Source organism: Microbulbifer sp. MCCC 1A16149 (genome assembly GCF_050368945.1).
Lineage (GTDB): Bacteria > Pseudomonadota > Gammaproteobacteria > Pseudomonadales > Cellvibrionaceae > Microbulbifer.
Genome location: NZ_CP185959.1, coordinates 3195897 through 3207965, shown reverse-complemented (window position 1 = coordinate 3207965; position 12069 = coordinate 3195897). Strand labels below are relative to the sequence as shown.

10 protein-coding genes are annotated in these 12069 nt (G+C 56.6%); 6 read left to right on the top strand and 4 right to left on the bottom strand.

Going from position 1 to position 12069, the window contains the following annotated elements:
• Window positions 1–126: 126 nt before the first annotated feature.
• Window positions 127–1344 carry a TonB family protein gene (locus ACONT6_RS13505; RefSeq protein ID WP_428818986.1) on the bottom strand — a complete coding sequence of 406 codons (1218 nt, stop codon included), beginning with the start codon at window positions 1342–1344 and terminating at the stop codon, window positions 127–129.
• A gap of 466 nt (window positions 1345–1810) precedes the next feature.
• Here ACONT6_RS13505 and ACONT6_RS13500 point away from each other — a divergent pair, with 466 nt between their 5' ends.
• The 3 genes from ACONT6_RS13500 (at window position 1811) to ACONT6_RS13490 (ending at window position 7140) form a co-directional block, all read left to right on the top strand.
• Window positions 1811–2512, top strand: a complete 702-nt coding sequence (locus ACONT6_RS13500) for a cyclic nucleotide-binding domain-containing protein (RefSeq protein ID WP_428818985.1) — start codon at window positions 1811–1813, stop codon at window positions 2510–2512.
• Between the two features lie 243 nt (window positions 2513–2755).
• Window positions 2756–3982: an efflux RND transporter periplasmic adaptor subunit gene (locus ACONT6_RS13495; RefSeq protein ID WP_428818984.1), complete on the top strand. Its 1227-nt coding sequence runs from the start codon at window positions 2756–2758 to the stop codon at window positions 3980–3982.
• Entirely contained in the window at window positions 3979–7140 is a 3162-nt protein-coding gene (locus tag ACONT6_RS13490; RefSeq protein WP_428818983.1) for an efflux RND transporter permease subunit, read from the top strand. Before ACONT6_RS13495 ends, ACONT6_RS13490 begins: the two co-directional genes overlap by 4 nt.
• An 85-nt stretch (window positions 7141–7225) precedes the next feature.
• Here the strand turns inward: ACONT6_RS13490 and ACONT6_RS13485 are convergent, their stop codons facing one another.
• Window positions 7226–8083: a hypothetical protein gene (locus ACONT6_RS13485; protein WP_428818982.1), complete on the bottom strand. Its 858-nt coding sequence runs from the start codon at window positions 8081–8083 to the stop codon at window positions 7226–7228.
• Window positions 8084–8206: 123 nt separating this feature from the next.
• Between ACONT6_RS13485 and ACONT6_RS13480 the strand changes: the two genes are divergently transcribed.
• Window positions 8207–9139: a hypothetical protein gene (locus ACONT6_RS13480; protein ID WP_428818981.1), complete on the top strand. Its 933-nt coding sequence runs from the start codon at window positions 8207–8209 to the stop codon at window positions 9137–9139.
• Between the two features lie 187 nt (window positions 9140–9326).
• On the opposite strand, the gene ACONT6_RS13475 is transcribed toward ACONT6_RS13480, so the two are convergent.
• The gene (locus tag ACONT6_RS13475) at window positions 9327–9758 is read right to left on the bottom strand and encodes a hypothetical protein (protein WP_428818980.1); all 432 of its coding nucleotides are present in this window, start codon (window positions 9756–9758) and stop codon (window positions 9327–9329) included.
• Between the two features lie 207 nt (window positions 9759–9965).
• Here ACONT6_RS13475 and ACONT6_RS13470 point away from each other — a divergent pair, with 207 nt between their 5' ends.
• Window positions 9966–10436 carry a methylglyoxal synthase gene (locus ACONT6_RS13470; RefSeq protein WP_428818979.1) on the top strand — a complete coding sequence of 157 codons (471 nt, stop codon included), beginning with the start codon at window positions 9966–9968 and terminating at the stop codon, window positions 10434–10436.
• Between the two features lie 167 nt (window positions 10437–10603).
• Window positions 10604–11032, top strand: a complete 429-nt coding sequence (locus tag ACONT6_RS13465) for an ExbD/TolR family protein (RefSeq protein ID WP_078085178.1) — start codon at window positions 10604–10606, stop codon at window positions 11030–11032.
• Window positions 11033–11107: 75 nt separating this feature from the next.
• Here ACONT6_RS13465 and ACONT6_RS13460 read toward each other — a convergent pair whose 3' ends face one another.
• Window positions 11108–11908 (bottom strand): tryptophan 2,3-dioxygenase, encoded by an 801-nt coding sequence (locus ACONT6_RS13460; RefSeq protein ID WP_428818978.1) that lies wholly within the window; start codon window positions 11906–11908, stop codon window positions 11108–11110.
• Between the last annotated feature and the right edge of the window lie 161 nt (window positions 11909–12069).

Sequence of the window (12069 nt, the reverse complement as noted above, 5' to 3'; positions counted from 1 at the left end):
TCAATCCCATAGTATGCACTGGGATTACCACGGGGCAAGCGGACATGCGGCCAATTGCAGGGGATGAGCGATGGATTTCGGGCAATAAAAAACCCCGCGGAGCGGGGTTTTCGGGCCGGCCTGGGATCAGTCCGGAAGGCGGAAAGTGATGGGTACCGTGAAGTTGTACTCATCGATATTCAGCTGTGCTGGGGTCGCCGGGTAGGGACCTGCGCGTTCAACGGCTTCCACCGCTTCGCGGTTGAGGCTGGAGTAGCGGGATTCCTGTAGCGTGCTTACCGTTTTCACAATGCCCTTGTTGTCGATAGTCACATTCAGGCGGACACTGCCTTCCTGGCCGCGCTCCTGAGCGCGCTTCGGATAGCGAATGTGCTTGAAGGTGTGACGCAGCAGCATGGAGTGGTAGATCTGGCGAGCCAGAATCATGTCGGCAGTCAGCGGTGCTTCCTCTTCTTCCTCGTCCAGCTCATCATCCAGCGGAGTAGCCGGACGTGTGGTGGTGGGTTTCAGAGGTTTGGGCTGTGAAACCGGCGCGCTGGCTGCCGGCTTCGGTGCAGGATTGGCACGCGTCGAAGCTGGCTTTTCAATGGCCGGTGCGCCGATGGCGGCAAGTGAGGGCGGCGGGATGTCGGCGGAGAGGTCCGGCTTCGGCTTGGGTGCGGCAACCACCTGGGCGGGCTTGGATTCCTCCTTCTGCGGAGCGGGCTCGGCAGCGGCCTCCTCTTTGGCTTCTTGCGCATCGACCATGGCGGTTACCTGGGCTACACGGTCCGCTGCTGGCTGCAGGCCTTCATACTTCGCCAGTAATCCTGAATCTACCTGGCCTGCACCCATAAGGTCATCGCGGAAATCGGTGGAAGGTGGTACCGGGCCAATCCATGCGCGCAGCAGGGTGTTGAAAAACTCGCGGTCCTCGATCATGCCGAGCATGATGTCATTGAGGGACACAGAGGTGGTACCGGTATCCGCAGCATAGTCGATACGGAGCTGGTCCCCGGCTATCAGGCGACCTTTGAACAGGTTGGCGAAAGTCACCATGTTCTCGGCCTGGCCGGTAAGCACGTTGCCGGAGTTATTGATCGCAATGCCTTCCATCCACTGGTTGCGGAAGCGGCGGGCTGACAGGCGATCTGCGATAACGCGTACCTGCAGGCTGCGTGGCATATTGTTATCGAGAAGTGCGTTAGCATCGCCAGAGAGTCGCTCCGAATACACGGCTGCGATATAGCGATCTTTATTGAATTGTTGTTCCAGAGCCAGACCGTTCAGCAGCGGTGCTGCATTTGCAGTCAGGGCCGTAGCGAACAACAGCAGGGCGGCAATGACGAAGTTGGTCGATTTCATTTTTGCTTTGGTATCTTTTTAAAAGCCGGATGGGCAGAAACCGGCAGATAAAGCGCTGAAATATCGTTCAAAATACCCCAGAAAAATTTCCAGCGACTTCATATAGCACCCTCCCCCCGAAAGGTGCGCGCTTCAGCTAAACTGCGCGATTAGCCGGTGGTTAAAAAACCTACGCTAATTGGCACGGTATAATCAAAGCTATGCTCAACTCTACTGTAACTGCAATGGAGTTCAACCCTGAAGTGGGTAAAATGTCTCGTTTTTTCAAATCGGCGAGTGGACAGGGCAGACAGCCGTCACTTTCCGCCTAGAATGTGGCATCGGATGGTGCATAGGCCGATGGACGAAGCCTTTCAGTGCACCGTGCAGGCGCTGACAGGGACCAGCCGCCAATTTATCTTCCCGGCCAGTGTGAAAACTGGCCGCGCCATCACAAAAAGCACTAATCGATTAAGCCAAGAGTTTCATGAATTACAAGCCGCTTAGTGACTACCCGCGCGATGCCGTGGACCGTCTTCTGAATGTCATTCATCTATTTCGTGATATTCGCGCTACCAGTGAGTGGCAATATGACGTTTTGCTGAAACGTTCCCGTCTGTCTACGCTGGCGCCGGGAGAAGCATTGCTGCATGCGGGAGACGTGGACCAGTGGGTGTATTTTCTGCTGCGCGGAGAGTTGCACGTGCATGTAGACGATGCCGCGGCGGCCGCACAAGAGCGGCCTTTGGCGGTGATTCGTCCCGGTGAGGTATTCGGGGATCTTTCAATGCTGCTGGCCGAGCCCCGCAGTGCCACGATTGTCGCGGCACCGGGAGGGCAGGACAATCAGGTACTGGCTGTGGACTGCACCCTGTTCGGTGACCTGGAAGACTTCTCCCTGTTACACCTACCCACCAAACTGGTGTTTTATCGCAACATGGTGCACTCCCTGCGCTGGAAGCTTGAGGTGTACCGCTCCAAATACCCGACGCACGATCTCGCCAACAGTCATCGCCGGCTCAAGCTGTACACCGGGCCCAAAAACAGCAAGGAAGAGCTTGCGGCCCTGGCGGGACAGGCGCGCGATCTGGCGCGAATCCTGCTGGACTGGAACGCGGAATTCGGCAGCGGTCAACTCGCTGCGGAAGAATCCGACATGACGGACTTCCTCGAATCCATCCTTTCCTGAATAAACCTCAGTCCGTAAAAAGCGTGGCCAGCCGGTCACGCGCCCTACTTCCCGCTTCGCACATTTCCTGAATCGACCTCATCATCAATCTTCGCTTTTATTCGCGCCTTTTGCGGGCTTATCTGCTGTGAATTTCGCAATTCGGCAGCATTAGCCCCTATGCAGTCATCGCTTTGCACATAAAATACGTATCCTTCCGATTACTCGGATACATAACTTCAGAAACTCGCGGGAATTACAGGTATGAATTTTCTGTTAAACCTCTGGCGGCAGCGCAATTACCGTTTTGCAGCCATCGTCGCCTTGCTGTCAGCGCTCTGGCTGCTGAGCGGCCTTTTGGCAGGTGATGGGGATTCAGAAACGGCCGCCAGGGAGAGCGGCGAGAAAAATGCGCGGCCTGCTGAGGCCATGCGGGTCAAGGCGCGGCAGTTGCAGGCACAACCCTACATGACTCGGGTGGTGGTCAACAGCCGCACCGAGGCTAATCGCAGTGTGCGCCTGCGGGCGGAACTCGACGGGGTCATCGCAGCCTTGCCGGTGGTAGAAGGGCAGCGGGTATCCCGGGGCGACGTGATTTGTGAGATTGCTGCGGAAGACAGACCGGAGCAGTTGGCGCGCGCGCGCGCGGCCCTGCGCAAGGCGGAGCTGGATTTTGCCGGTGCCAAAAAACTGCAGGGTCGCGGGTTGCAATCGGAGGCCGCCATGGCCCAGCAGGAAGTGGCGTTGGCCAATGCACGGGCGGAACTGAAGCGCGCTCAGGTAGATGTGCAAAACCTTAAAATCCGCGCGCCGTTTGACGGCCTGGTAAACAGCCGTGCCGTGGAGCTGGGAGACTTCGTCCGTCGCGGAGAAGAGTGCGCGACCATTCTCGATCTGAATCCGATACTTGTGGTGGGTGAAGTCTCCGAATCGCAGGTCGCAAACCTGCAGCCGGGGTCCAAGGCCAGTGCCCAGTTGCAGTTGGGGCAGCTTGTCGAGGGAAGACTGCGCTACGTGAGCCAGGAAGCGCATCCGGTAACCCGTGCTTACCGGGTGGAAGTTGCTGTGGCCAATCCCGATGGCGCGCTGCGCAGTGGCATCAGCGCGCGTATGGCCCTGCCTACTGGCGAGGTACAGGCCCACAGAATCAACGCCTCTTTATTGACTCTCGATGACCGGGGGGATCTGGGGGTGCGGACCCTGGATGAGGAGCAGCGTGTACGATTTGTGAATGTGCGCCTGGTCAGCGATGAAAACGAGGGCGTATGGATTGCCGGACTGCCGTCCAATACCACGCTGATTACCGTGGGACAGGAGTATGTGAGCGAGGGCGAAAAAGTCGAGGTGGAACTGGAAGAGTCCGCCGGTGACCTGCCCGCGCCGCTTGCGGGTGCAAAGGAAGCAACGGATGTGGGCGATGGTCCAGTAGAGCCCGCGATTGAATCTGCCACAGATATGGCCGCAGAGCGTGTCCAGGAGCCCCGTCCATGAAGCTACTGGAAAATGCGGTTGATCGATTCCGCAGTAGCATCAGCCTGATGTTGTTGATCGTGATCGTGGGGATCATTGCCCGTGGCGCGATGACGGTGGAATCGAGTCCGGAAGTGAACCCGCCCATTGTGATCGTGCAGGTAATGCACGAGGGGATCTCTCCTGAAGACGGCGTTCGTCTGCTGATTCGCCCGCTGGAGCAGGAAATCCGGGCGATTGAGGGGGTCGAGGAAGTCATGGCGACCGCTCGCGAGGGGCTGGTGTATCTGGTGATTGAATTTGATTCGGCACTGGATATCGATCTGGCTGTAGATGAAGTCCGCAATGCGGTCGATCGTGCCAAGGCGGAATTACCGCGAGATGCCGAAGAGCCGATTGTCGAGGAGGCATCTGCGCAGCCTTTTCCGGCGATCGTTGTGACTCTGGCGGGGGACGGTATCAGCGAGCGCGAATTACTGCGCAGTGCGCAGTTGCTCAAGCGCAAAATTGAAAATATCAGTGAAGTCCTGAGTGCCGATATCACCGGCAACCGGGAAGAAGTGGTGGAAGCCATTATCGACCCGGTACGCCTGGAGCACTACCAGGTGACCAGCGGCGAACTGATCAACGCCGTGCTGGGCAATAACCTGCTGATTCCCGCCGGTGAGATGGATGTGAGCAAGGGGCGTTTCTCGGTCAAGGTCCCCGGCCTGATCGAATCGGCGGACGACGTCTATCAGATTCCGCTCAAGCAGTCCGAGCGCGGTGTGGTAACCCTGGGGCAGGTGACGGATATCCGCCGCACCTTCAAGGACGCGACTACCTTTACCAGCGTGAACGGTCGCCCTGGGATCGCCATTAATGTGGAAAAGCGCACCGGGGCGAGCTCCGTAGACCTTGCGGATACCGTGCGCGCGGTCGTGAATGCCGAACGCGATTATCTGCCGCGAGGGGCTAAGGTCGACTTTGTCTTTGATCAGTCGCAAGTCGCCCGGGATATGGTCAGTGAGATGGAGGGCAATATTCTCACCGCCATGTTGCTGGTGATGATTATCGTGGTGGCCGCACTCGGTTTCCGCTCCGGCCTGCTGGTGGGTTTGGGTATTCCGTTTTCGCTGCTATTCGGTTCCATCATCACCTGGTATCTGGGGTACTCATTCAACTTTATGGTGATGTTCGGCATGCTGCTGGCGCTGGGCATGTTGATTGACGGCTGTATCGTGATTACCGAGTTCGCGGACCGCAAGATGGCCGAGGGGCTGTCTGCGCGGGTCGCGTACTCCATAGCGGTGCGGCGGATGTTCTGGCCAGTGGTGGCCTCTACAGGCACGACGCTCGCGGCATTCCTGCCGATTATTTTCTGGCCCGGGGTGGTCGGTGAGTTTATGCGCTACCTGCCGGTGACTGTATTTTCGGTACTGGCGGGATCCCTGATCTACGCGCTCTTCTTCGCGCCGGTGCTGGGCTCCGTGTTCGGCAAAAGCAATATGGACATCAACATCCAGCAAGAGCTCAAGCAGCTGGAAAATGGTAACCCCACCGAAATGCGCGGGATTACTGGGCTCTATGCGCGCATGCTGGATCCGGTGGTGCGTCATCCATTTGCTTCCTTCGGCGCAACCATCCTGGTGTTGATCGGTATTTTTATCGCTTTCAGTGCGTTCAATCCCGGTGTGGAGTTCTTTACCGAGACCGAAGAGCAGTATGGCAATGTCGAGGTTCGGGCCCAGGGGAACCTTTCCCTGGAAGAAAAGAAAGTGCTGGTGGCGCAGGTCGAGTCTGCGGTAATGCAGGTGCCAGAAGTACGCGTGGTGTATTCATCCATCGGTTCCGGGGGGATTTCCGGCAATACCGAAAAATCCCCGGACCAGATCGCGAACCTGCTGGTGGAACTGCAGCCTTCGATGGAGCGGGAGCGCAAAAGTAAGGAGATTTTTGCCGAAATCCGTCAGCGCACGGCAAACTTTGCCGGGATCAAAACAAGCGCCAACCCATTTGAGGGTGGGCCTCCTGTGGGCAAGGATATTGTGCTCGAGTTGCGCAGCCGCGATTACGACCGATTGCTGGCGGAAACCTGGCGCCTGCACCGGGCGATGGTGTCCGAGTTCGATGGCTTGAGGGATATCGTCAATACCGCACCCCTGCCGGGAATCGAGTGGGAAGTCCGCGTGGATCGGGCCAAGGCCGCTCTGTACGGCGCCGACCTGACCGGGGTGGGGCGAGCGGTACAGCTGGTAACCAACGGCGTGCTGATGGCGGAGTACCGCCCGGACGATTCCGATGAGGAAGTGGATATCCGTATCCGTTACCCGGATTACGCGCGGGGCATCACCGCGCTGGATGAACTCAAGGTAAATACCGCCGGCGGTGCGGTGCCGGTCAGCAGTTTTGTGCGTACCGAGGCCGGGCCCAAGGTGGACAAGATCGAGCGCATCGACGGTATTACCCGTATGCAGCTCAAGGCAGACGTGGAAGACGGTGTGCTGGCGGATGACAAGGTGCGGGAAATCCGCGAGTGGCTTACGCAGCACCCGGTTGATGATCAGGTCGAGTTGTTGTTCCGTGGTGCGGATGAGGATCAGAACGAGTCGCTGGTGTTTCTGCTGGGGGCCTTCCTGTTGTCCTTATTCTTGATGTTTATCCTGCTGGTGACCCAGTTCAACAGCTTCTATCAGTCCGGGCTGATTCTGTCATCGGTAATCATGTCGACGGCTGGCGTGATGCTGGGCCTGACCCTGACCCAGAGCACTTTCAGTGTGATCATGACCGGTGTGGGGATCGTTGCGCTGGCGGGAATCGTGGTCAACAACAATATCGTGCTGATCGACACCTACAACTATGTGCGCAAGGCTGAGCCGGAGCTGGGGCACGGCGCTGCGGCGGTGAAGGCGGCTGCACAGCGACTGAGACCCGTGTTCCTAACCACGGCAACGACCATTCTCGGTCTGTTACCCCTGGCGCTGGGGGTGAGTGTGGATATGCTGGGGCGCACGGTAGTGGTCAACGGCGTGATCGCTTCATTCTGGGTGAAGCTCGCCAGTGCGATTGTTTACGGCCTGTCTTTTTCCACCCTGCTGACCCTGATTGTTACACCGGTGATGCTGGCACTGCCGCCGGCACTGGGTGACATTGTTCGAAAGATTCTCTCTGTGCGGATACGCGAAAAGTCCCAGGCCTGAGGAAGCTATTGGATTTACTTTGGCCCAGAACGAAAAAACCCCGGCTTGCCGGGGTTTTTTCGTTCTATCTGCCAGTAATGACAGTTTAGGACTTGGCTTTAGGCGGACGACCGCGACGAGCCGGTGCTTTCTTGGCTGCGGCTGACTTGGCCGGACGACCAGGCTTTTTCTTCGCTGCAGCAGACTTGGCCGGGCGGCCAGGCTTTTTAGCGGCAGTTTTGGTCGCAGCTTTCTTGGCCGGACGACCTGGCTTCTTTTTAGCTGCAGTCTTGGCTTTAGCCTTGGTCTTGGCAGCGGCCTTCTTGGCTTTTTCAGCAGCCTTTTTCTTGGCAGCAGCAGCTTTCTGTTTCTCAGTAGCAGCCTTCTTCTTGGCGGCAGCAGCGGCTTTCTTCTTGGCAGCGGCGGCCTTTTTCTTAGCAGCGGCAGCGGCTTTCTTGGCGGCAGCAGCGGCTTTCTTCTTGTCTGCTGCGGCCTTCTTCTTGGCAGCAGCGGCAGCTTTCTTGGCAGCAGCAGCAGCTTTCTTCTTCTCGGCAGCGGCCAGCTTCTTGGTGATGGCGGCCTCTTCCTTGGCTACAGCCTTGGCAATTTTGGTGGCCAGTTGGTTGTCGGCGCTGATGGTGGCCAGCTTGGACTTGGCATCGGTAGCGGCGGACTTGGCGGCGGTGGCGGCTTTTTTAGCAGCTGCAGAGGCGGTCTGAGCGGCTTTCAATTGCTTCTGTTGAGCAGCAGATTTCTTTTTCGCCCGCGCTGCTTTCACCTTGGCGGCAGCTGCTTGAGCTTTTTTAGCAGCTTTGTCAGCTTCTTTGGAGGCTTTATCAGCTTCCTTTTTAGCAGCAGCTTCTTGCGTGCTGCGCGCTTTATCCAGCTGGGCTTTCAAAGAGGCGAGTTCCGCTTCCAACTTCGCAACGGCATTCACTTTTTTGGCTGTTTTACGTGCGGCCATAAAATATCCCTGTATCTAAATTTAGTATTTAGGTGTTATTTTGGATGAGTGGAATTCATCGCGCTAATTGCAGCTTATTTATATGCTTGAATGCAAGTGTTTTAAGGGCGTTTTTACTCTGTAATGAATAAATTTAAGGTTTTTTTTACATTTATCGCGTTTTTCTGGTTGTTGCTCTGCGGATTCGGGGCTATTTACGCGATTGCTGTGGGGGATACCGGTACTTCTCTATCGGCGTGGTTCGGGCTGTTAATTAATGCCTGGGCGCTGCCAATATGGATGCTACTGCGTTATCTGAAACCGGAAACATTTACGGGCGATTTGCGCGAACCGGGTGCTTTTTCCTGTGTGCTGTTCGGCCTGGCAATTGTTTTATTGACGGATATCGAGCGCGGACTGCCGATTTATCTGTCCCTGTGCAATCTATTCGTATTGCTGGTTTATCTGTATCACCTGAGTGCCGTGGGCCATCCGCAAACGCCGGCGGTAGATACGCAGTTTCCTGCCATTGTGCTTGCGGGTGACCAAAAATGGCAGGCTGAGGACTTTTGTTGCGAGCGACAGTTGCGTGGGGTGCTGGCGGTGTTTTTGCGCGGTAGTTATTGCGCGGGCAGTCGAGATCAATTGCACCAGATCCGGGCGCTGATGCCGGACCTGGCTCGACGGGATATCGGCTTGATCCTGTTTAGCACCCAGCCGGAACACAAATGGCCCGCGCAGTTGATTGCAGATATTTATCCCCGTCATAGACCAGGAGCCAGCACGGATAGTGATTTCGAGGATGGTGAAGACGATGGGGTAGCGAGCGACGCAGCGCGCGATGCCAAAGTGGTCCCGTTGCTGCAGCTGGATGCAGATAGTGAAAATACTTCCGCGTTTGTGGCTCGCTCTGCGGCCCCGCTTATTCTGCGCCCGTGGGTGCGGGATGCTGCGCGTCCCAGTGCCTGGCTGATTGATTGTGAGGGCTTTGTCCTCTGGCGGGAGCTTTCGGCGAATTACCGGTTACCGGCGAGTGTGGGGACGCTGCGCGGTCAGCTGTTTCGCATCGATGACTGAGTGATATCTTTGCGAAGGGAGTCCATCTGAACTTGCTCCACCCGAGAGACGGCTGCTGCCAATAAAAAAGGCGTAGTGGATATTCCACTACGCCTTTTTTATTGGGCAGTATCAATTGCGGTTATGTCGCAATCTTCCCAAACAATAGCTCGTAAGAGTCAGTGCGCAATGCGTAGGCTTGGGTGAACTACAGAGGTCCGTAAGGCAGGTAGCGGTTGTCGGAATGCTGACGAATCCACAGCAACTGCTCCCGCTGCAGCGGCGCTTTGCGCTGGCGCAGGGATTTGGCCAGAGGGATGACCGGTGACTCGGCGCCACCCTGCCAGTCCTGCAACTGCATCTCTGCCAGTGTGAAGAAACGGATCAGCGCCCAGATCTGCGCACTGTCCCAGCGGGATGCCTCTTCCAGCCACTGGGTGGCGGGGAGGCCGGCAAGCCAGCTGGCAGACTGCAGCTCTTCGTCGAAGGACTTGAGTTCCGGTTCGTCGTGCCCCTCCGTGTTCGCACCGTCTGCCTCATTGATCGCATCGATGATGCGGTTTATCAGCGCGTGGTCGATTTCCTTGCGCGGCTGATCGTTGGAAGCTTGGTTGTCTGGTTCCCAGGCACCGACACTCATACTCACTCCTTTATAGGTAGGCATGCGCATAGCAGAGCATGCATTCACAGTGGGGCGGATTATACGCACCATGACGGTATGCTGTACCCGGCATTGAACGTTGAGCCTTCGCATTGGATGCAGGGCGCGGAATTTAGCATAATCACCCGGTGCTCCCGGCATATCGCGAGTGCAAAACCAAATACAGCAGATTCCTCTGGGGGCTATGTGGATTATATTGATCAGCCGATTGCCGCGCAGAAGCGCATTGCACTGGTGGCGCATGACAACCGCAAGACCGCACTGATCGAGTGGTGTCGTCAGCATCACAGCATACTCGAGCAGCACCACCTGCTGGGTACAGGAACCACGGGCAGTAAAATCGAGGCGGCTACCGGTATGCCGGTGGAGCAGTTGTTCAGCGGCCCCATGGGCGGGGACCAGCAGCTCGGAGCCAGGATTTGTCAGGGTGAAGTGGATATCCTGGTGTTTTTCTGGGATCCCTTCGAGCCGATGCCCCACGACCCGGACGTCAAGGCCCTGTTGAGGATCGCCGCGGTGTGGAATATTCCGGTGGCCTGTAATGCCAGCAGTGCCGATATGATGATCCATTCAGAGCTGATGACCCGCAGTTTCCCCCGTCAAGTACCTGACTATCAGGGCTATCTGGCGGCGCGAAAGGACGAATTGGCTGTATAAAATGTGAGCCTTGCCCGGATTTGGATGGTGTAACCCCTTGATTTTCAAGGAGTATAAGCGCCAAAAGCAGGTTGCACTTGCATTGATGGCCATTTCCCGGCAATCTTCCCCCCCTGATTAGACCGGTGTATCCGGCGAATTCGAATTAGAAAACAGTACGGTGTTTTATGAGTAGACGACGCGGTAAGGCCGTAGAAGAAGAAAAGGCCGATATTGACCTGACGCCCATGCTGGACGTTGTGTTTATCATGCTGATCTTCTTTATCGTGACGGCATCCTTCGTAAAAGAGAAGGCGCTGGACGTGAACGTGCCGGATCCTGATCAGACTGAACAGACTCCGCCCGATCCCGATAAGCAGAATATCCTGATTACAGTGAACTCTGCCGACGAGATCTGGATGGGCCAGAACCGCATTGACAGCCGTGCTGTACGTGCCCGTATTGCTCAGATGTTTGCGGAAAACCCGCAGGCCATCGTGATTGTACGCGCGCACAACAAGTCCAGCGCGGACACTTACGTGACCATCGCCGATGCGGCGAAAGAGGTGAACCCGAACATTCAGGTTTCACTGGTACCGTTCGACGACAAGAGATAATGCTCTGACGGTATTGCCCTCACAGGATGAAAAAGCCAGCAAATGCTGGCTTTTTTTATGTCTGCGGTTTGGGCCTCAGAACTCGGAGCGGATGGCCCACAGGTCCGGAAATACGGGCTTGAATAGGGTGCTCTGCAGGTAGCCCACACCGCTGGAGCCACCGGTGCCCATTTTGCTACCGATAGTGCGCTCCACCATCTTGACGTGCCGGTAACGCCACTGCTGCAGGGAAGTATCGATATCTACCAGCGCCTCACAGATATCGCTTACCAGTGGATCATTCCGGTAGACGTCGATCAGCACCTTCTGCACGGCACTGGATGGGGAGGCCACCTGGCTGAAGTCCCGCTCCAGCTCTGCCGTGGGAATTTCGTGCCCTTCGAGGGCCAGGAACCGCAGGAAAGCATCCCACAGGGTCGGTGCCTGCAGGCGCTTCTGCAGCCGCTGGTAGTGCTCTGAGCCCGGCTCGTAGTTTTCCAGCTTCTTCGCATCTTTCGCTCCGTACAGGAACTCCAGCTCGCGGAACTGGTAGGACTGGAAGCCGCTGGCGGTGGAGAGGCGATCGCGAAATGACATGAACTCCAGTGGAGTCAGAGTCTCCAGAATGTCCACTTGCTGGATCAGGGTGCGGTAAATAGCGTCTATCCGCTTCAATGTGTGCAGGGCGCGATTGCGCTCTCCGGCATTGAACAGGCGCACCAGGAAGTCCAGCTCATGCAGCAGCTGCTTGAACCAGAGCTCATAGCTCTGGTGAATCACGATAAACAGCAGTTCGTCGTGCTCCGGGCCTTCAGACAGTGGCTGCTGGCATTTGAGTAGGTCGTCTACCTTGAGGTAGGAGCTGTAAGTCACGGTCATATTGAGAGCTTCCCTCATCTTCTCCTGCTTTCGAAATGGTTATACCGGTTTCTGCAGGCTTGTGAATCTGAAATTGCGTAAATCGGGCAAAGTTTGGTCGTATTATAAGGTCTATGCAGGTCAGATTGGAAAAGTCTGATTGCCGAGTTCGTTTCAGAATCCGTAACCCAAACTGGTCG